This window comes from Spirulina sp. LEGE 11439, from assembly GCF_059821285.1.
In genome coordinates, this window is the sequence record NZ_JCAMRX010000003.1 from 228,665 (window position 1) to 251,594 (window position 22,930).

General features: G+C 42.1%; 11 protein-coding genes. 6 read left to right on the forward strand and 5 right to left on the reverse strand.

Features of this window, described 5'->3' with window-relative positions; genetic code table 11:
• The first annotated feature begins 111 nt into the window (after positions 1-111).
• Both AC6RV6_RS03580 and AC6RV6_RS03585 read left to right on the forward strand, forming a co-directional pair.
• On the forward strand, positions 112-1,101 hold the full coding sequence (locus tag AC6RV6_RS03580) for a S1C family serine protease (RefSeq protein ID WP_500238953.1): 990 nt from the start codon (positions 112-114) through the stop codon (positions 1,099-1,101).
• Positions 1,102-1,258: 157 nt separating this feature from the next.
• Positions 1,259-6,649, forward strand: a complete 5,391-nt coding sequence (locus AC6RV6_RS03585) for a hypothetical protein (RefSeq protein ID WP_500238954.1) — start codon at positions 1,259-1,261, stop codon at positions 6,647-6,649.
• Positions 6,650-6,710: 61 nt separating this feature from the next.
• Here the strand turns inward: AC6RV6_RS03585 and AC6RV6_RS03590 are convergent, their stop codons facing one another.
• From AC6RV6_RS03590 to AC6RV6_RS03605, 4 genes are all read right to left on the reverse strand, one after another.
• Positions 6,711-12,497 carry an AAA family ATPase gene (locus AC6RV6_RS03590; RefSeq protein WP_500238955.1) on the reverse strand — a complete coding sequence of 1,929 codons (5,787 nt, stop codon included), beginning with the start codon at positions 12,495-12,497 and terminating at the stop codon, positions 6,711-6,713.
• 75 nt (positions 12,498-12,572) lie between these two features.
• A complete protein-coding gene (locus tag AC6RV6_RS03595) occupies positions 12,573-14,858 on the reverse strand; it encodes a TOMM precursor leader peptide-binding protein (protein ID WP_500238956.1) in 2,286 nt (761 codons plus the stop codon).
• A 329-nt stretch (positions 14,859-15,187) separates the two neighbouring features.
• Positions 15,188-15,751, reverse strand: coding sequence for a hypothetical protein (locus AC6RV6_RS03600; RefSeq protein WP_500238957.1), 564 nt, complete (start codon positions 15,749-15,751; stop codon positions 15,188-15,190).
• A gap of 69 nt (positions 15,752-15,820) precedes the next feature.
• Complete coding sequence (locus AC6RV6_RS03605; protein WP_500238958.1) at positions 15,821-17,113, reverse strand: AAA-like domain-containing protein; 1,293 nt, start codon at positions 17,111-17,113, stop codon at positions 15,821-15,823.
• A 354-nt stretch (positions 17,114-17,467) separates the two neighbouring features.
• Here AC6RV6_RS03605 and AC6RV6_RS03610 point away from each other — a divergent pair, with 354 nt between their 5' ends.
• From AC6RV6_RS03610 to AC6RV6_RS03625, 4 genes are all read left to right on the forward strand, one after another.
• Positions 17,468-18,016 carry a hypothetical protein gene (locus AC6RV6_RS03610; RefSeq protein ID WP_500238959.1) on the forward strand — a complete coding sequence of 183 codons (549 nt, stop codon included), beginning with the start codon at positions 17,468-17,470 and terminating at the stop codon, positions 18,014-18,016.
• Positions 18,017-18,217: 201 nt separating this feature from the next.
• Positions 18,218-20,986 (forward strand): pentapeptide repeat-containing protein, encoded by a 2,769-nt coding sequence (locus AC6RV6_RS03615; RefSeq protein WP_500238960.1) that lies wholly within the window; start codon positions 18,218-18,220, stop codon positions 20,984-20,986.
• 133 nt (positions 20,987-21,119) lie between these two features.
• Entirely contained in the window at positions 21,120-21,494 is a 375-nt protein-coding gene (locus tag AC6RV6_RS03620) for a DUF433 domain-containing protein (RefSeq protein WP_500238961.1), read from the forward strand.
• Positions 21,491-21,886, forward strand: a complete 396-nt coding sequence (locus AC6RV6_RS03625; RefSeq protein ID WP_500238962.1) for a DUF5615 family PIN-like protein — start codon at positions 21,491-21,493, stop codon at positions 21,884-21,886. Before AC6RV6_RS03620 ends, AC6RV6_RS03625 begins: the two co-directional genes overlap by 4 nt.
• 339 nt (positions 21,887-22,225) lie before the next feature.
• Here AC6RV6_RS03625 and AC6RV6_RS03630 read toward each other — a convergent pair whose 3' ends face one another.
• On the reverse strand, positions 22,226-22,873 hold the full coding sequence (locus AC6RV6_RS03630; RefSeq protein WP_500238963.1) for a Vat family streptogramin A O-acetyltransferase: 648 nt from the start codon (positions 22,871-22,873) through the stop codon (positions 22,226-22,228).
• Positions 22,874-22,930: the final 57 nt, after the last annotated feature.

A 22,930-nucleotide genomic window follows, 5' to 3' on the forward strand; every position in this document is an offset into this window, starting at 1 on the left:
TGACCGAACAGAAGAAACTCTCTTTTCTTAACCGGAACATTGATGCGATCGCCAACATCATCAAAAACAGAATAAAATTAAAGCAGAGTTCCCATTTCCGATCGCGCAACCATGAAAGCCATATCCTCGATCGCCCTCATCCTCGCCAGTGTACTCGCAACTGCCCCAGTTGTCCTGAGTGCGCCTCCCTCTTTTGTTCCTGAAAAATTGAACGAAAGCGAACAAACCCGCATTGATGTCTATCAAAAAGCCAGTCCAGCCGTGGTGACTGTTGCGGTGGGACGCGGTGCGGGATCCGGGAGTATCATCGATGCAAAAGGGTTAATTCTGACCAATGCTCATGTTGTGGAAAATGCCCCCCGAGGTCGCGTTGTTGTGATTGATAATCAAGGGAAAGAGTATCCCGGACAAGCCTTAGCCCTCGATCGCCCCAATGACCTCGCTTTCGTGCAAATCCTCAGCCGCGATCGCTTTCCTGCCTTACCTTTAGCAAATGCAAACAGTATTCGCGTCGGCCAAGAAGTTTACGCGATCGGTTCTCCTTTCGGTTTATCGGGAACCTTTACCACGGGAATTCTCAGCCGCATCGCCCCCAACGGTGACTTACAGACCGATGCTGCTATCAATCAGGGCAATTCCGGGGGTCCCCTATTGAACTCCCGAGGGGAACTGATTGGGGTCAATAAAGCCATTCTCAGCCCCAATCGACGAGGGGGAAATATTGGCATCGGCTTTGCGACGAGCGCCACCGCCGTGAGAGAATTTATCAACGAGAATCGCGATCGCATCGCCAATGCTTCCGAAATTGCCCGACGCGATCCCTCTCCAACCATTACCCGACAACCCCAACCCCAGCGATCGCGCAACAATACCTCCCGTTTGGGGATTTCTCTCACTCCTAATTTATTCATTGTCGGCATCGAACGCAATTCTCTAGCCGCGCGATCGGGACTGAAACTGGGCGATCGCATTGTCGCGATCGATCGCCGTCGTATCAGAAATATTCTTCAACTCGTCTCCTTCCTTCGCACTCGTCCCGATTCTGCATCCTTAACGATTTTACGCGATCGGCGTTTGGGAACCGTGGAAATTGATTTCTAATGTATTCCAACTCGATCTAGATTTAATTGACACAATATCTCAAATAAATAACTGTAACGGTGTAAGAGAGCGAGGACGAACCGTAAAAAATCATAATACAATAGTAGAAAGCCTGCCAAGTCAATGCAATCGTCCATTGCATCTTTCTGCACCGATTATGCCCATCCACTCTGACCTCAACAATTTAGGAATCGATCCCGGACTGCTCGATCGCCAGCAAGCCAATTTTTCTGCGATCGATCTCGATATTCCCCTCAATCATTCTCCCTCCTCCTCGAGTAATCATCCCGCACCTCCCCAACCCAATCAGCAGCCAATCTGGGGTTTTACCTCTCCTCACAGACAGCAATACTCCCTTAGCGATACCCTCGTCCTAGAAGGTTGGGTAGAAGATACAGACGGTTTTGATGATATCGATCGCATTGACCTAGAACTAAATCTAGATGGCGATCGCATCCTCGATCTCGGAGAAATTACCCAATTTTCTGCCGATCCGAACAATCCCAACCGCGCGACATTTAGCTACAATTTCGCTCTGAAAAGTTTAGCGATCGCCGAAGGATCCTATGACTCAGCTGTCGACGGGATTGCCTACGATCGCTCTGGAAACGGATCGGCCAATGGCATGACGATAACCATTATAAATTCTCTTCCCTATCTTGCTTTTCGTGTCATCGAAGACCAATCGAACAACACTCTTACTGTTGCTGACACTGGGGTGCAAGATGAGGATGGCTTGGAAGATTTGAGTCACATTGATTTCCGACTCCGAGGTATGGAATCGTTTACGAACAAGGAGATCGTTATCGATCTTCCCGATGTCACGGAATTTATTTCCGACCATCCAGATTCACTTTATGGAACATTTGACTACAATCTCGATCTGAATACTGTGGATATTCCAGTGGGATTTCACCGTTGGACTTTAGAGGGCAACCTTATTGATAAGGCAGGCAATAGTAGTCAATGGGAAAATCAACAATTTTACCTAGTACAGAGCGCTCCCTATCTAGAATTCCACCCTAACAGTTATCGCTCTTATTCTGTTGATGATACTCTTACTTTAGTTCATACTCGAGTAGAAGATAGAAATGGTATTGACACTCTTGACCGCATTGATTTCCAATGGATTACCGAGTATGACGGGTTTCAGCGCAGGATCGATCTTCCCGACGTGACAGAATTTATTCCCGATCATCCCAATGCCACTTCTGGAACATTTAACTACAGTCTCGATCTCAGCACTCTTCCGAGTGGACGATTAGAAGGTATTCTTTACGATAAAGTCGGAAATTTCTCCTCCATCGTTGTTCGCGACATCTTTATCTCACGTGAATACCCTCTCTTTACTTTCAGTCTCGATCGCGATCGTTACTCAGCCAGCGAAACCCTCACAGTCAGCAACGGTCTAATTCATCGTGGCTTTGATAATATCGATCGCATTGACTTTCAGGCGATTATTAACGGCGAACGCATCGATGTTGCCGATGCAACAGTTTTTATTCCCAACTCCGAAAATTCATTCTCTGGAACCTTTGAGTACAATCTTGACCTCAGAACTCTCAATCTTGCACCAGGTTACTATAACGTTATGCTCAATAGCATTGCCTATACAAAATCCGGACAACCTTCTGATACCCAGTCACAATACTTCACCGTTACTCATACCCTTCCCGAAAATCTCGAGTTTTCTCTCGATCGCCAAAGCTACACCACGAACGAGACATTAACCATTACAGGAGGAAGCATTATCGATCGCGATGGTGCGATGGATATCGATCGCATTGATTTCCGCATTCAGACTGCTAATGGGACATGGATCGATCTTCCCGATGTGACGGCTTTTAACATTGATGCGAATTCCCCCGATATTGCTACCTTTGACTACAATTTGGCTTTGAATATCTTACCTCTTGATGATGGTATTCATGTACTGCAATTACACGGAAGTGCGATCGATCGCCTCGGCAATATTAACACTCAGATAATGCGAGAATTTGAGTTAACTAAAACCTCGGGTTTGCCCAGAAGCAACGAAACTCATCTCAATTTTTATCTGAATCAATGGGATTACACTCTTGGAGATACTCTTATTCTTGAAGATGCTTGGATTGAGGATTTAGATGGTATCGCCGAGATCGATCGCATCGATTTTATTTTGCAAACGGACTCCGGTTTAGCGATCGACATTGCTGATGTTACTCAATTTATATCCGATCCTAATAATCCTTATCGTGCAACCTTTAGTTATGCTCTTGATTTGAAAAATTTAGGGCTGTCTGCCAACTCTATGAATTTCCCCCACAATTTTACCTTAACCGGTATCGCTTACGACGAATGGGGACAAGGCTCTCAAGAGCGCGATGTGATGTTTTCTCTGAGTAACAATGCACCTTTTCTGCACTTTTTCTTGAGTGGAGACGGAGTCTATGGCGTTGGAGAAACTATTACTTTAACCAATGCTTGGGTAGAAGACTATGATGGTCTTAACAATCTCGATCGCATTGACTTCCAAGCGATCGTTGATGGTTACACGATCGATCTTCCCGATGTCACAGAATTTACCCCCGAGTTTCCCGGTTCCAACCGAGGTACCTTCGATTACAGTCTCGATCTTTGGAGCTTAGGATCTCATCCAGGTAGCTACGATATTGAAATTAAAGGGATTCTTTACGATAAGGATGGCAATCGCATCAGCCATAATAGTCCTTTCCGTCTCAATCACAATCGTCTCGACTCCAACTATCGCTTTGAGGAAAGTTTAAATGGATACTACTCATATACCCAAAGCGAGACTTTAGCCCTAGAAAATTCGCGAATTTGGGGATTTGAAGATATTGCCGACCTCGATCGCATTGATTTCCGAGCAATGGTTGAAGGATATGGTCTTATAGACTTACCTGATGTCACAGAATTTACCCTCATTGCCCATAATGAAGCTACTTTTGATTACAGTTTCAAGGTAGAAGATTACTTTCAGTTCTACGATCGCAATATCTACAATGTTCAGTTGGAAGCAATTTTATACAATAAGTCAGGCTATGGATATCCCTCCAATAATAGTTATTACAACGCATACGATTTCCAAGTTACTAATTATCATCCCAACCATCAGTTTCTCGTTGGAGGTGGGAATCATTTTACAGTGACGGATACCCTAACATTGCAAAATACTTGGGTAGAAGATATGGATGGCATTCACGATATCGATCGCATTGAATTTGTTGCTATCATTGACGATTATAAAACAATTGAACTGCCCGATGTGACCCAATTTAACATCGATTCCAATAACCCTTTTCGAGGAAGTTATGAATATAGTGTCGATTTAAAAATGTTAGGGCTAGAGATTAATTATTCTACTCGCGTTCGCTTAGAAGGAACGGTGATTGACAAGGCCGGTAATATGGGGGACGATCGCTGGCAATCTTATGCTGAGTTTACAGTCGGTAATTATCTTCCCAACGTCGACTTTGCCCTCGATCGCTCGCAATACGGTTTTAGCGATACCCTCAATCTCAGCCAAGGATGGGTGGAAGACGAAGATGACATTGCAGACATCGATCGCATTGAAGTGCGCTTATTCTCCAATTACACCAATCACTATATCGACGTTGCAGATATCGAAGAGATCGTTGCCGATCCTGCAAACCTTCGTCGCGGAACCTTCGACTATACCCTCAATTTAGCCAGTTTGGGACTGGATTTGAGCGAATACGAACTTTCCCTCGAAATGACCGCTTATGATAAAGCAGGCAACGGCAAACGAGGAATGTGGCAATCTTTTCAACTGACAAATAATACTCCTGATGTTTACTTTCGTCTTCCCCAAGGAGAATATCGCCCCGATGATACCCTAACTTTAACAGATGCTCGGGTGGAAGATGCAGATGGTTTTAACGACCTCGATCGCGTAGAATTTTCCCTGCGCAACCTTAGCAATAACGAATTGATCGATGTTGCCGATGTCGCTGATTTTACTGCCAATTCGGGGAGTTTAACCGAAGGTACGTTTGCTTATAGTTTGTATTTAGGATCCTTGAATTTGGCGGCGGGGAATTACAGTTTAGAAGGTATGGTTTTTGATAAACAAGGCAATGTCAATTTCTTCGGTACTCCCGGATTTGCGATCGTTCAACCCGACCATGCGCCCCAAGATTTGCGATTTAGTCTTGATAAAAGTGAGTATACTCCCAATGCAACCATCCTTTTAAATAAGGGTTGGATTATGGATGAAGATGGGGCAGCAGATATCACCCGCGTCGATCTGCGCTTATTGGATGCCAATGATAATTTTGTAGCGGATCTCAATTCTGTAACAGACTTAGAACCCGTGGCATGGAATCCGCTTTGGACGAGCTTTAATGCTCAAATTAACTTAAATGGATTGAATCTTGCCGACGGGACTTATACGATCTCTGCGATCGCTTATGATATTACCAATCAAACCAGTAATGTTTTTGAACGCTCTTTCGGGATAACATCACCTCCTCCTAATTTTTCTCCCTCTAACTTGACTTTCGGTCTGGATCGCAGCACCTATACTCCCACAGATACAATTAATCTCGGTAACGGTTGGGTACGGGACGAAAATGGTGCAGAGACCCTCGATCGCATCGATCTTCGCATCGTTACCGAACAAGGGAACACGATCGATATCGATGATATTACAAATTTAAACCCCGCGAGTTGGAATCCAGAATGGGCGAGCTTCCAATATGGTGTAAGTTTGAACGGTTTAAACTTACAAAAGGGCGCTCATAAATTGGTCGGTATCGCCTACGATCGCGAAGGAGCAGCCTCTAGTCAATTCGAGCGCAATTTTTACCTCGATATTCCTCAAGTGAACCTCAACCCGACGGATTTACGCTTCACTCTCAACCAAAATACCTACGATTCTACAGATACGCTCGAGATTGGTAACGGTTGGATCTCCGATGGCGATGGCTCCGACGACCTCGAAAGCGTGACTTTCAAAATTGTCGCCAGTAATGGTAATGAGATTGATTTAGGTGCGATCGCAAACTTTACCCATGCCAGTTGGAGTCCGGAATGGGCGAGTTTCTCGGGTAGTTTTGATTTGAGTCAATATAACCTTATCGATGGCAACTATACTCTCGTGGGGGTAGCAACGGATAAATCTGGCGGTCAAAGTCAGACCCTTTCTCGTGCATTTGCGATCGAGACTCCGCAAACGAATAATACTGCTCCGGCTGGGTTGCAATTTGGTTTGAGCGGGAGTCGTTTCTCAGCCAATGAGACCCTACAAATTACTAAGGGTTGGGTGTACGATGATGATGGTAACAGCGACCTTGTAGGGGTAGATTTCGAGTTAGTCGCAGAAGATGGGACGGCGATCGATCTTGAGGATAGTTTCGCTCTTACAGCAGCGACTTGGGATTGGTCGAACCGATGGAGCAGTTTCCGCCATAGTATTAATTTGAGTACCTTGGGATTGAGTACGGGAAGTTATACTGTACGAGGAAAAGCCTACGACCAAGCTGGAGATTATAGCAATATCTTCTCGCGATCTTTTACTCTGGTTTGAGCAATTCTGCTGCTTTGAAAATTTTGCGCGATCGATGTTTGAGAATAGTAGAAATTGACTTTTAACTGTTCTCGGTTTTCTGTTCCCCAACTGGTGACTGTCCGCAACCGTGCTGCTCGAGCCAACTGCGATCGAAGATTGATTGATAAATACGATTATTGACTCTCAGGGTCTTCTGTTGTTTGACGACTAACCCCGATAAGAGCAATTCTCTTTCTTCTGGACTGTCGGAAGCGAGAATCATTTCTTGATGCCAAACTTGTCGGTAAAGTTCGAGTAGCTTGGCGGATTGTGGGCTGTTAAGAAGGCGATCGCGGATAGTTCGCAAATGTTCTGGCTCATCCCGCGATTCCCAATCGTCGATTATATTCGTTTGCACCAAGTGTTCAATCCAAGAGGATTCACTATTAAGAGGAATGGGAGATGAAGTTGTACGAATGAGCCGGCAGAGTTTTTGAGTGAGAAAAGGCTGCCCGTTCGTCCAAGCTAAGACTTCTTTCAGCAAGGTTTGCGGGTTACTCGCCTTCTCTGCCAATCCTTGCAATAAAGATTGAGCCTCATGTTCTTTAAAACCTTCTAGTTGAATGGACTGACCGAGATTAAAAGGGGTAGTCTGGATGTCGGTCATTAAATGTGAAGGAGTGGTTACACCAAACAACGCAAAGGTTAAACGCTGATATTCGGGATTGAGACTGCGCTGATTGTAGCAGGAGCGAATCAGAGTAAAAAAGTCATTAACTGGGAAATTTAGGCTCAATACGCTATCAATTTCATCGATAAAAATGACCAGTTGTTTTGCAGGAGTGCCATCTTCTACCCCTACTTTTACTAACAGAATGTCTTCAATAAATTCACTTAACCTCTGGACTGGAGAAATATCTTCTCTTTCTTGCCACCAATCTTTTAAGTTAACCTGCTTTCGTAGATCGAAACGTCGCACTAGCTGGAAGGCAAATCCCTTATACCACTGGTTGGGGGTGATATTTTCGCTCCCAATACGGGTCATATCAATCGGCGCACAGCAAACCCCTTCGTGCTGAAGGTGGTCGATCATGCGAACCATGAGGCTAGATTTACCCATCTGTCGAGGATTGAGGACGTAGCAAAATTCCCCGAGCTTCAAGGCTTTGTAAAGGTAGCGATCGGCCGATCGCACGACATAAGTCGGAGCATTCATCGACAAACTCCCTCCTACTTGATAGTCGAAGTCGGAAGATTGTTCGGGGCTTCTGAGTAGCTCGTTTTCAAAGAGTAGTTCTGCTTGGGTTGCTTGGAGAACCTCTAGGGTTTGTGAGAGTTCTTGAGTGCGTTCTGAGACTTTTTGTTCTAGGGTGCGGCTATAATCTTCTAACTGTTTGCTATAATTTTCTAGTCGCTCGTAGAGGCGGGAATTTTCAATGGAGATGGCGGCTTGAGCCGAAAGGATGTTTAAGACTTCGATGCGATCGCGAGTAAAAGCATTTGTTGTTAAATTATTTTCTAAGTAAAGCAAACCAATGAATTGACCTTGGTTAATAATCGGCGTACATAAAATCGATTTGGGTTGTTTTTTTGTGATGTAAGCGTCTTTTGTGAACTTGCTATCAGTAGTGGCATTTTTTAAGACTATATTTTCTCTGGTTCTTTGCACATAATTGATTATAGATAGCGGCATTTTTTGACTATTTTTGACTGGAATAGAATGATGTACGATCGCGCCCTTATTATTGACATCTATCTCAGATTCAATCAGTAATTCTCCTTCTTTTTCTAAAATGAGAAACCCTGTTTGAGCGCCAGCATTTTCAATGGCAATTTTGATTAATTTTTCGAGTAATTTATTGAGTAAAATTTCGCTGGAAATTGTTTGAGAAGCCCTGAAGACGCTTTGAAAATCAAAAACCTTTGAAGATGTTTCATTAGCACTAACCGTTGAGGATGGTAACTGGGTCAGCCGCGTTTCCTGTAAGGATGTTGCTAAAAACTGCGGATAGCGAGTTTCTAAATCTTTAACCTTCGCGATCGCTCCCCAACAGTAATAAGCATAGCGGGCATCTTGCAAATAATGGCGAGCAATGTGGTTTTGACTTCGAGTCAAATAAAATCTACCTGCGAGTTCATAAGCGAGAGCTTCTTCGTTGAGATATTCGTTTTCGCGGGCTAAGGTAATGGCGCGATCGTAATATTCCCTCGCATCTCGATCTTGACATAAAACTCGGGCGCGTTCGGCTTCAACGAGATAGAATTTATGCAGAAAATTCATCGGAGCACGATCTGCCCATAGTTCCATTCTTTTTTGATTGGCAACTACCTTTTCTAAGATATGCTCTTGTTCGGATGTTCCGGCATCAGAGAATATTGCTAAATATGCCAAAGAACTATAGAAGTAAAATATAGGCACTGTATATAACCCGATCGCCGCTTCTAAATGTGCCTCAGCTTGACTCGCATTAGCAATAGCTTGTTGGTAATTCTGGAACAGATAACAAAGATGCAGCTTATTTAAATAAAAGAACCCCATCGCCTGTCGATCGTTGATTTTTTGATAGAGTGACAGCATCGCTTTTTCTGCGGGGCTTTCATCGACTAAAGAGTAAGGATTTTCGGTTCTTCCCAGAAGGGTTACAATAGCCTTCTGGCACAATTCAATCCAGCGCCCGGCTATCTCTTGCTGATATCGCGCGATCGTTTTATTATATTTAACAATATCTTTCTCTATTTCTTCTAAATTATGACCCGACCAATAAGAATATAAAGAAGCAATAAATAATGCCAGACAAGCAGAAATAATATCTCCTGTTTCGAGTCCAGATTGATATACTTGCAGAAAAGATTTTAAGGATTTTCGGAGATGTTCTTGCCAATGTCGAATAAATGTATTGAAAACATAAACCGTTCTTGCTTCAAATGGTTTAGTATTGAACCTTTCCAAAAGTTTCAATGCCAGTCGTCCAAATTGATAGCTCGCTTCTATATCTTCTCCCCCAGAGAGAACTATTCCATAAACAGCATAGGAAGGAGCAGAGAAGGATGTATTGCCAAACTTGAACGATATGTTAATCAATTCGAGGACGAGGTAAGGGAAAAGTTCGGGAGAGCCTACAGAAGCAATACTTAACATGAGATATAACAACGGCATCGTTACTAACTTGTTGGCATCTTTCATCTCTGGTAGATCGAGTAAACAATCGAGGTTGCCTCCAGTCCAATTGGCTTTTGTCTCCTTCAGACGATGAATTAAATCTGACTGACTTATTTTTTCTGGCAATTCTACACCCAAATCTTGCAGTACTTGTAACCCAATCTTCATCGCTTCCGGGGATTTCTGTTGCACCGCATAGGAGAGAATTTTTATTTCATAGACCTTGATGGTATCCATCAAGTTCTTAGCTTTTTGTAGTATTATCGCCGTCAATTGCTCCATCTCTTCGATGTATCCACTGAGGTAGGCTGCTTCTGCTGCTTCTAAATACATCGACAAACTTAAGTCATACTGCTGTTTCCAGTTATCTTCTGGCGCAAACAAAGGAGAGTTAAGCAGGTCGATACCAATTTTCAAGTAATTAAACGCTAGTTGATACGCTGCTGCTGCTTTTGCTTTTCGTCCAGCCGTTAAATTGAGTTTTGCGAGGTCATCTCGTTGGCTGGGATGCTCGAGCAGTGCCAAGCTCTTATTAAGTTGATTGACAATATCAAAAATTTTCCGATCTCGTTTATCTAGCGGCGTACTTTGCAACAAACAATGTCCTATTTGCCAATGCACGATCTGCTTTTCTGCGTCTGGAATCAGAGAGTAAGCGGCTTGCTGGATGCGATCGTGAGCAAACTTGTATTCAACACTAATATCATCGACTAAGCCTTCGATGTCGAGAGCAATGAGCTTATAAGCATTTCCCAAAGGTAAAATCAACCCTTCTGCGATCGCAGGCCAGAGAGCAGCAGCCGTTACTGGGAGAGATTTATCAGCGATCGCAACCAAATCTTGCAAGGCAAACTGAGTGCCAATACAGGCAGCCAGTTTTAAAAGCTGTTGCGTTTCTTCTGCCAACTTTCGCAGCTTTCCAGACATCAACTCAACGACATTCGCGGAAATATTCCGTGCTTGAATCTGCATTAAATCCCATTGCCAACATCCTTGCTGGAAGTCAAATTTTAGTAGTTCCTCAGCATAAAGTGATTTCAAAAACTCATTGACAAAGAAGGGATTACTATGAGTTTTTGCAACGATTAATTCTGATAGCAGTCTGGCTCTTTCTGGCGAACAGTTGAGGGTATCGGCGGTCAACTGAGTAATATCAGTTTGAGCTAAGGTCGCCAGCACGATCTCATTAACCTTTGTCCCTCCTTTTTTAATTTCATCGAGCGTCAACAGTAGAGGATGAGTGGCATCGACTTCGTTATCCCGATAAGCGCCAATGAATAACAGATAATGGCTATCTCCTGCACTCAGCAAAGATGCAAGCAATTTTAAAGAAGCCCTATCCGCCCACTGTAAATCATCCAAAAACAGAACTAGAGGATGCTCTTGTTGGGTAAATACGCGAATAAAATTCTGAAAGACCAAGTTGAAGCGGTTTTGAGCTTCTATAGGCGCTAGATCGGGTACAGTAGGCTGCGACCCAATAATCAATTCGACTTCAGGAATAATGTCAATAATAACCTGACCGTTTAAGCCAAGAGCAGCCAGTAATTTATCCCGCCACGCTTGAATGGTCGATGAGCTTTCTGTTAATAGTTGTTGAATCAAGTAGCGGAAGGCTTGAACTAAGGAAACATAAGGAATATCTTTTTGAAAGCGATCGAATTTGCCGGAAATAAAATACCCTCGCTTCTCTGTAATGGGCCGATAAACTTCTTTGACTAAAGCCGATTTACCAATACCAGAGTATCCCGTCACCAACATTATCTCACTGACTCCCTCGCCAACTCGCTCAAAAGTAGCCAACAATGTTTCAATTTCTGTCTCTCTTCCATAGAGCTTTTGAGGTATTTGGAATCTGTCTGAAACGTCTTGCCGACTGAGGAGGAAGGGATCGATTTGTCCAAACATCTGCTGCTGCCGACATTCTTCTAAATCTGCTTTCAGTCCATAGGCTGATTGATAGCGATCTTCGACATTTTTTGCCATCAGTTTCAGGACAATTTCGGAAATAATAGGAGGAATATCCGGCTTGTATTTATGGGGGGGTACGGGAGGTTTGGCCAGATGACAATGGAGTAATTCCAGTGCATCCCGAATCGGGAAAGGCAACCGATGGGTTAGTAATTGATAGAAGGTTACGCCCAGAGAGTAAAAATCTGTTCGATAATCGATTGTCCGATTCATTCGTCCGGTTTGTTCCGGAGAGATATAAGCAAGAGTTCCTTCTAAGCAGTTAGGAGAATTGAAAACGGTCGCTTCTCGCGAAATTTCCGAGGAGATACCAAAATCAATCAGTTTGAGTTGACCGGTTGTCTGATTCCAGACCAGATTAGAAGGGTTGATATCTTTGTGAATAATTTTTTGTTCGTGTACTCGAGTAAGGATATCACTAATCTCAATTGCTAAGGAGAGAAAATCAGTCAGAGTGAGTTGCTGCTTCTGCATCAACAGTTGGAGGGATTCACCGCCAAAGTCTTCGAGAACCATTACCCAGCGTAAGCGATCGGATTCCAATTTGTAGGCGTTGACTACGCCAGTTACCGTAAGTTTTTGGGTAATTTCATATTCCCTTTGAAACTCCGCAATTCTTTTTGGTGATGGATAAGTCTGTTTTAGCATTTTGAGAATAACAGATTGAGAATTTTCCTTTTGGTTGGCACGATAAACCAATGAGTTATCACTCTCATAGATTAATTCTCTAACTTGATAGCTCAAGATATCCATCATCAAGTCCTCACACTATTTATATTTGATATCAATCTGTTCCGCGAAACCCAAAAGCAAGCGATCGATAATTGCATTTTACATCTCGATCGGAAAAGGGTTAAGTTGATTTTCTTGTAGAGGCTCTTTTAACCAACCCAATTTAACTGGAATATCATAAAGTCGTCCAGTTCCTAAACGTTTCCAGAAGTGACGCATTCCCGGAACGATCGCTTTGACAACATTCAGTCCAATATCAGGGCGAGTTTGGTCTAAAACTAGCATTTCCATCCCCTTTTGTTCGACAATGCGCTGGCAAGTCATCACATCTTCCAGAAGGTTATCGCTCCAAATTTGAGCATAATCAGTACGCACTTTGGCAACGATATTTTTATCGGGGAGCAAATAGGGTTGATTTTCTATTGTTGCATTTTTCCACCAGCTTACGAGTAGTTGACTAGCAGATGATGGATATCGGGTATCGCTATTGGTATCAGAAGAAAAAACAGCAGGAAGTGATTGATTTATTTCAGTCAAGGCTCTTAAAATTGCGATCGCAGGGTCAAAGTGGGCACCAAAGCCAAAAATAATGTCTTCTATCTCGCGATCGCTTCTTCTACTCATCGCAGCAAAAGCAGGAATATTCAAATCGCTGGTAATATCTAAAACCCATATTTCACGATGGATCGTTTGATAATAATTCTTCAGAATTTGAAAATATGGCTCATCAAAACTCTCTAAATCTACCCCCGGTCTCTGAATGCGATTATACCACCATAACGCGATACTATCCCTCTCAACTAACTCCATAAAACCTTGTAATATTGCCTCTTCTAGAGTGTTTCCTGCTGCACAGCCATTTGTGTCAGCCCAACAGTCAGGATTATGGTTTTGGGGATAGCCATAGTAACAGTAAGCCGTAGGTAAATACTTGAATTCTTGATGAGTTAAAGACCAAACGGGTGTCCATTCAATTTCTCGAGTTTCATCAAAAGGCTCGGGAATCTTCTGAAACAAGCTAGAATAGCGTGCATTCCAATCCTGACGATTTTGGTATTGTGCTTGACTAAAGTTCATACAGGCATTCGGATGAATAGCCTTATCTCCTATGACTTGATAACTGCTTTTTTGCCTAATCTCATCACCTTGGAAAACTCCCGAATATCTCTCAACAGCTTCGCAAAAAGCGCTTGCTTTCGCTTGATTATCGCTCTTTCCTTTACCCGCACTTCTACCTCGAATATTTTGGTTTAAGGTCTCCAAATTGTCGAACATCGTGGCAAAATGATGCGTTGCGATATAGGTACGAGTTAACTTGTTTGAGAATTGGGGCAACGGTTTCAGTTCTCGAACAACACCTGTAATCGGACTAATATGATGTTGATATTTCTCCAAAGTTACTTCTGGAGGAACACAACGATGTCCTCCGTCTGATGTGAAAGTTTTTTGGCGGTTTTCTAAAGTAATCGGCAATGGTGTTTGATTTAAATCTGATTGTCCGCAGCAGGGACATTGAGGACGTTTAACTAAGATGTGGTTTTGAGTGTTGAGAGAGAAAGTATCGTGAGTAACAAGCATTGTTTCTAGTTGTTTATTCTCTCCTCGAACAATCCATTTAAAAAGTTCTGTCGCTGCCATCCCCAAAGCCGTTTGCCGAGTAGCAGGAAAGGAACTCAAAGGGGGAATGATGGGATATTTGAGGTCCTTACGTTTTTCGACAAATGTTTCTATAGGTCTGTTGTGTCGTAAACGTTGAGCCAAACATTCCCAACAAGCCGTTTTATCGGGATAAAATAGCGGACCGATCGCAACAATTGTCCCCACTGGTTTGACCAACATCCAAGGGTGTTTAGATTGCAATGCTCTTTGATTGCAAGCATCGAGATTATTTTGCAGATAGTCATCCGTTAAGATGACTTCTATATCTCCTTCATCGGCGACTTGAATATGCAGAGATTCAAGAATCGCAATAAATTCCGATTTGACAATAGAGTCAAAGGATTGGATTGCTACTTTGATTGTTTTTAAACGATGATGAGCCTCTTGTGGATTAAGATTAATGCGATCGCAAAAAACGATTAACTCGGGAGGGAGTGGATTCTCATTCTCAACAATATATCCTTTCTGTTCCATCTGCATTAGAATATAGTAAATAATACTGCGAGCAGAGGCTAATTCTTCAGCAGAAGGGTTTTCTTGGACTAAGTTTGGGAGGATTTGGTCAATAATATCCTCAGTACTATGATGTCCATCCATTAAACGACTGAGCAGTTGAGATAAAGAATCTCCGAGTAAAAAAGATTGCCTCTCCGAGAGAAGAAAAACACCTTCTGGGTCTACAATTTCCACTCGGTAGAGGCTGTTAAATTTAGGCTTGTGCAGCATTTAGTCTTGAATTTAAAAAACTTTAACACCAAGTTAAGGGAATATAGAAAAAATTAAAATTTTGCAGGCAAGAATGGCGGAAATCCTCATTATCTCTTTGGCTGTAGCTCCCATTCTTTTGTTAAATAATTTGAAAAACTGCCTTAATCAGAACTGATATTGATATGTGAATTTATTATAATTAAGTGTAGTTTAGATAGAAAGCATTCCTGATTGAAAAAAGTTGCCCCTCCGAGAGAAGAAAAACACCTTCTGGTTCTACAATTTCAACTCGGTAGAGGCTGTTAAATTGAGACTTGTATAGCATTTAATTCTGAATTCAAAAAACTCTAACACCAAGATAGCGGAATATAAAGATTTTCAGGGAATTGTTTATCGCTATCTGTATCGTTAACCCATGCTTTCAGTGTAGTATCATCCACATTCATGTCAGAGGGTCTGGCCGGATAAGGCAGAGAATATATTATCCCGTCTATATTTTCTGTACAATACCCAGCAAAAGAGTCAGGATTTAATAATACTGTTACAGGAACGTCTAACATTTTTTCTAGCTCCTCAACCACCTCAATTTTATACTTTTTCAATAGAGCTTTTATTTGGTCTGATTTTGCTTGTACTCGTGATTCTCCTTTCTTAAGGTTTTGAGGTGGATTGAGGAGTGCATCTCGGATATCCTTTCCTTCTTGCATCCATGACTTAGCAATCAATTGCGAGATTTTTTTGTTTGCTGACTTGGCACTCTCATAGAGTTCTTCAAATGTTGTTGTCAGTATTTTTGTACTTTCAGGTTTCCTGCGGTGTTGTGCAATTGCAACATCAAGAAGTTGTATAAAACAGTCATGAAATTTTTCTTCATGAGAGATACTCATTTGTGTCATTTTTGTCTCACGCATTGTCTTTTTCCGATGTATAAATGAATACTTTCTTCATCACTCTAGCAGACTATTTAAGCCTTAACAAGGTTAATTTTGAAAAAATTGCCGATACAATTCACAGCTTGGCATCGCTTTATTTCCAGATTGTTTAATCAGCCCCATACTACTTAATTTGTAAGCTGGGATAGGATCTAACTGTATGGGTTCAGTAGCATTAATAATAGTATCAAGAATACGGGCTAATTCTGGCTGTTTGTCTAGTGTTATTACATGACGTTGCAAGTGATGTTGATAAATTCCAGTCGATGTGGCAGCAGTTTTCAATAGCTGCATTAAAGTTATCTCCCCGCGACTGAGATGATAGATGGCAGTATGTATTAGTGCAGGATGTCCGCCAACCATATCCATAAGCTGCTGGGCTTCTTTCTGCTTCCAGTCGAGTCCGTAGCATTGAGCTAACTGTTGTACTTCATCTAGATTGAAGTAAGTTAACTGAACCGGTAGTCCGACATTGAAAGGGGACTGGTTAAGCTGGAGAGGAACGTAAATTTCTGTGGAGTGAACGACAACCAAGCGGAGTTTTTGCCAGATGGGAAGGGTTTTGGCTTCTTCGTACCAAGAACGCAACAAGGGTAAGAAATCCTTCGCGACTTGAGGATATTCAAAAATCTGGTTCACTTCGTCCAATGCCAAGATCAGAGAAGTATTAACTTGTTTGAGAAGATAGTCTTCGAGGTAGGAAGTGCAGCTAATTTTACTTCCTAAATCTTCGTCCCAATACTCATCCAGCCTCGGTTTGAGATGTAGCTGACGAGTGGCATTAGCACACAGCCAACGCAAAAACTGATTCATATCCCCCAAGATGGCTCGATCGACTTGTTCTAAATTCAGTTTGGCAGTGCGGTAGCCCAGACGTTGGGCTGAGTCGAGAATCCTCAGCAAAAAGGAGGTTTTACCCATTTCCTTTGGGGCTTTAATCCGCACTAAAGCGCCCGGTTTCCTAATTTCTTGGTTAGCCTGCTCTTCAAGAGGAGTCCGTTCGAGGTAGAAGGGGGAGTCAAGAGGAACTAAGCCGTCGGGGTAGCGAGGTGATGTGTCTGGGTTGATATCGTTTAGATAGGTTTCAGGATTGTTGTCTCTTGTCTGGATGGAAACCTCAAAATCTAAATTGGCGATTTCTCTCCACTCCAGTGCCAATTTCCCACAGAGTTCTGTAAAAGTCGCGTAGTCAACGGGTTTACCGGTTAGGAAGTTACTAACTGTCGCGAGAGAAAATTCTGCTTCTTCAGCCAAAGAGCGTTGGCTGGGAAATCCATTGCGTCGAACTGCCAGTTTGACCTTGTCAAGGCAATCCTGTTTAACTCTGAGAGATCTAGGCATGGAGAATCTTCGAGGTAAATATTTTTATCCTATCAGGATCGAAGTCACACCGAAAATAGTATTGGCTGGGAAAATCATTGCGTTGAATTGCCAGTTTTGCTCGATCGATGCAGTTTCGTTGCATTCTGAAAATATCTGAGTATTTAGAAACCTTTATTCGTCATTTTCCCTATCTTTCCGGATAAAACTCATAACGAAAATAGTCATAACGAAAATAGTGACAAGTCAGAAACAAGTTAGTCAATCTCAGATTTGAACTCGGGTAGCGGTGGAATTTGATGAATATATCAGGTTCAAACAACTTACACCTGATTTTCGACAACACTCAAGTTCTCAAAAGAGGATATTAGAAAAATGTCAAAAGTTTACGATATTTTAGTCGCAATCAATTGTTCCGATCACTATAAAGTCAATATGTACGCTGCCGATGCGAACATTACGAGTAATCAGGGAAGTCATGAGCTGAGCATCCAAGTTCCCAGTGAGTCGGTCTTGCGTTGGCGTGCAATTCCGTTTCAGGCAGAGTCCGAGGATGGCGGCATGTTACATGCGCTGATCACTCGGGTCAAGCTGTGGGGACCAGGCGTTAATAACCCGGATGATGCGCGTCATCATCTCATCGACTGGGGACTTAGCGACGGGTCAAGCACCAGCCCAGTTTATACTGAGGATGCTACGGAGGAGTTCCCTGGTTTCGGGCCTTTCAGTGACAACTATGAACTGACTGGTGAGTTTCCTACTCAGAATTTGGGAGTATACATGCCTTACGTGCAGTGTACGACTCACTTACGCCGAGATGACAGCAAAGTGAAAGTTGCCTATAGCTTCTATGCCTCAATTTATAAAGAGGGAGATTTTCAGAAGGAAATCAGTTGGGATCCTTTTGTGACAATAATCCGCTAGTTCTCGACTAGCCCTCTACATTTTGGAGGTATGTGGTGAGTTGACAAATTCCCTCATTACCTCTTCTGTCTCAACTCAATAACTCTGCGATCGCCTATTGGAGAAATTCATCAGGGCGATCGCTTTTTTTATGCTATCGATACTCTTTGGTTATGGGAGAAATTTGCTAAGTTAGAGAGAATTTGCTTAATTTTGCACCTCATGTCGGAATCTGGAGAAATAGAGGTTAAACCTCATCAGTCTGTCTTAAAAAAGGAAATTAAGGTCGATCCGAAAGCGTTACTTCTGGCGATCGGGAAAACGGCAATTAGTGCGGGATTGCTCGATCTGGGTGGGGTTTTAAAGGGTGGCGTTGATATTTTGGGCAGTCTGGGTGGGAAAAATAGTCCCCAAGAACTGGCAGGATTGTTGATTTTTCGCGCTCTTTTTCGGGCAATGAAGGAGTTGATCGACGAACATCCGGACGTATTTCGAGAAGGAAAACCCAAGGATTTACAGAGTTTGACGCAGGCGTTACAGGATGCGATCGCTCATAGCGATGTCGCGATCGATCGCAGTTTTTTCGAGCATCCTAAAAATTGCGCTTTGGTTAAAGAAGCAAAAGCAGGGTTTAGGTGTTGGTTGGATAAGTTTGTCGAGAGAAAGATTGACGCGGAAAATATTAGCGATCGCCTTCCTGCTTATTTTGTTTTTGCTCTCAGCGACGAGTGGCGAGAAAATCGGACTCGTTATGTTATTTTACAGGATGAGCTAGATACGCCGTTTGTGCAGGCGAAAGAACGAGAAAGAGGATGGTTGCGTTATCGTGCTTGGTTACAAAAACAGGTTGAAGAACCCGTATTTTTTGAGTCTTTTAGCTTGCAGCAGATTTATATTCCGTTGCGTTCTTATTATGAGGAAAGTAGCGATCGGGATGAGTTGGAAAGAAAATTAGAGCCAAGAAGAAGAGAAGAACCGGTTAAGAAAGTAGTTATCGATTTACAACAAGAACTCGAATCTTGGTTGCAGGAAGCTCAAGCCGATGATGCTATTCGTTTAATTAGCGGTGGACCCGGTAGCGGTAAGTCTTCTTTTGCGAAAATGTTTGCCGCAGGACAGGCAGAAAAGGGAGAAATTCCAGTTTTATTCATTCCTTTACATCGGTTTAAGGTCTCTGAAGATTTAATCAAAGCGGTTGCAGATTTTGTTACTTTTGACGGTCATCTTGCTGACAATCCTCTGGAAAAAGACAATCGGGAGTTAAGGTTATTTATTATTTTTGATGGCTTGGATGAGCTATCCATGCAAGGAAAGTTAGCGCAAGAGACAGCGAGTAAGTTTGTGGACGAGGTGCGCTTTCTAGTCAGTCAGTTTAACTCTTATGCAACGCGCTTACAGGTTCTCATTAGCGGTCGAGAAGTGGTCGTACAAGCATATCGGGATAAATTTCGCACGCCTTGTCAACTTCTTTATCTTTTACCCTATTTTGTACCCGAAGAAGAAAGAACATATTACAAAGATGAAGAAAAATTACTAGACCAAGATCGGCGGGATTTATGGTGGCAGCGTTATGGAGAAATCAAGGACAAGAATTATCAAGGTTTACCCGATGAATTGAATCGAGATAACTTATTGGAAATTACGGCACAACCTTTGCTCAATTATCTTCTGGCTTTGAGTTATGAGCGAGAACAATTAGAATTTTCAAAAGATACGAATTTGAATGAAATTTATGCGGATTTACTCGATGCCGTTTATGAGAGAGGTTACGAAGGAAAACGAGAACATATTGCAATTCAAGGGCTAGAAAAATACGAATTCTTTGGGATATTGGAAGAAATCGCCTTGGCTTGTTGGCATGGAGACGGGAGAACAACAACAATAGGAGAAATCGAAAAACATTGTGAGGACAGTGGTTTTCAACAAATTCTAGAACGCTTTCAAAAAAGCCTGCAAGAAGATTCGACTGCTAGTATTACTCGCTTGCTGACTGCTTTCTATTTTCGAGAAAGTGGGGAAATCAGAGGGATAGAAAAAACATTTGAGTTTACGCACAAGAGCTTTGGTGAATATCTGACTGCAAGGCGAATTGTGCAAGGGTTAAAACTAATTCAAGAAGATTTAGAAGAACGTAACAGAAATCCTCGCAAAGGTTGTAATTTATCCGAAGCCTTGGTGACATGGTTAAAGTTATGTGGAGAATCAGCAATAGATGAATATTTATTTAATTTTATTGTTGATGAGATTCGCTTACAGAATGTTGAATTAGTGGAAGAATGGCAGAAAACCTTGTGTAAGCTCATTGAGTTTATGTTAATTCACGGAATGCCATTAGAAGGACTCAAAGAGAGACCTCGTTATCAAGAAGAGATGAGACTCGCTCGAAATTCAGAAGAGGCTTTATTAGTTGTCTTAGGTGCTTGTGCTAGGGTTACAGAGAAACTATCTGAAATTCAATGGCATGATAATGAGATTTTTGGAGCATGGATATCAAGATTACAAGGACAAAGTTTAGAAGTTAAAAATGTTATTTTTGGTATACAGTGTCTCAATTTTATCAATTTGCAAGAATGTATTTTAAGTTATAAAGATTTTGTCGGAGCAAATCTTGAGGGAGCAAATCTTGAGGGAGCAAATCTTGAGGGAGCAAATCTTGAGGGAGCATATCTTGAGAGAGCAAATCTTACAAGAGCAAATCTTACAAGAGCAAATCTTACAAGAGCAAATCTTGTGGGAGCATATCTTTATAGAGCAAATCTTGTGGGAGCATATCTTTATAGAGCAAATCTTGTGGGAGCAAATCTTACAGGAGCAAATCTTGTGGGAGCAATTCTTATGGGAGCAATTCTTAAAGGAGCAAATCTTACAAGAGCAAATCTTGAGGAAGCAATTCTTACAGGAGCAATTCTTACAGGAGCAATTCTTACAGGAGCAATTTTGGAAGGTCAAGAAATTGATATTTTTACCATAACTTCTGAAGAGAATGAGTAGTTTTTTCAACAAGTATCATGAGAGCGATCGCACTTCCATCATTCATTGATAATTGTTCATTGAAAAACGCGATCGCATTGTGCTAAAATGTAATAAGATGCTAAAATATAATAAGATCCGAGAAGTGGGAAAAATGAATCAAAAAACGGAAATCAAACCCGCGATCGCACGTACAGAAAGAGGATTAACCATTGCCGGAACGCGAATCACCCTCTACGACCTCATGGACTATATTAAAGCTGAATATCCCTTGAAATTTATTCAAGGCTTATTCGAGCTTACAGACGAACAGATCGAGACCGCGATCGCCTATATTGAAGTCAATCACAATACAGTTGAAGCCGAATACAAAATAGTGATTCAAGAAGCAAAAGAACTGCAAAAATACTATGAAGAAAAAAATCGAGATTTAATCGAGCGACTTGCCAAACAACCACCCAAACCCGGTCAAGAAGAAATTAGGGCAAAACTGAAAGCAGCAAAAGAAAAATTTGCATCTCAGTTATGAAGTTTTTAATTGACCATAATTTGAAAGGACACGCCATACTTTTATTGGGTAGCATTCTCAACGGAGGCTGGTTAGATTGGGTTGATGTGCAATTTATTACATTTGATGAGATTGGTTTGCCAATTGACAGTAGCGATCGCCTTGTGTGGCGTTTGGCACAAGAAAAACAAATGATTCTATTAACAGCCAATCGCAGTATGAAAGGGGATAATTCCCTAGAACAAGTCACGCGCGAAGAAATCGAACCTTCCTCATTACCCGTAGTCACTATCGGCGATCCCGATCGCTTGTTGAACGATCCTGATTACCGAAAACGTTGCACAGTGCGTCTCGTTGAAATTGTATTAGATATCGATAATTACCGAGGCGTATCTCGACTTTTTATTCCTTGAAGCGATCGCATTTCCACTATTCATTAATAATTGTTCATTGAAAAACGCGATCGCACCGTGCTAGAATTAACCTGAGTTCGGGTTAAGCCAAAACCCTAAATCTTCGAGAAACTAAGCCTTAGAGCGTGTCAACCCCCGTAAAAATTCACTGAACTTGCTGGGTAAGCGGAGCGTGCGCGGGGGGCGTGGGGGCGGCGCTTGCGCTCCCACTGGGGGGTCTGGGGGGCTAGTCCCCCAGAAGAACTTCTCCCAGTCAAGTTAACGATCGAAACAACTTAATCTCTAGCTAATCCAAGAATATTTCTTAACCCGAACTGACGTTACAATTAAGAAAAAGTCTTAGGATAGATCGCTCACCTCAAGTAATGCCTCAACATCATTACTACAAATAATTTTAAGATGCGCGGTGATTTTCTCAATATCCCAATTCCACCAAGCGATATTTAAAAGTTTTTGAATCGTGCGATCGCCAAATCTTTGCCGAATTATCGCAGCAGGATTTCCCCCGACAATCGTATAAGGAGGAACATTTTTGCTAACCGTTGAATTCGCTGCAATAATTGCCCCATCCCCTACTTTAACCCCCGGCATGATAGTGACATTGTAACCCAGCCAAACATCATTACCGATTACTGTATCTCCTTTATGCGGCCAAGCTTCCGGCTGAGAAATTTCCCAACCGTTTTGAAAAATAGAAAAAGGATAAGTGCTAATACCATCAATATGATGATTGCCACCATTCATAATAAATTTAACATCCGATGCGATCGCACAAAACTTGCCAATAATTAAGCGATCGCCAATGAAATCAAAATGGTAGAGGACATTTTTCTCAAAATTTTCAGGATTGGCAAAATCATCATAATAAGTGTAATCTCCCACAATAATATTGGGATTTTTGATGATGTTTTTCAGATAACAAACCCTCGTCGTACCGGGAATCGGGAAACGAGTATCGGGAGAAGGTCCATAATTTTGAGAAGACATAGAGCATTCAAAATTAGTGTTACAGCAAGACAATAGCAAATTTCTTCTCTGTGTTCC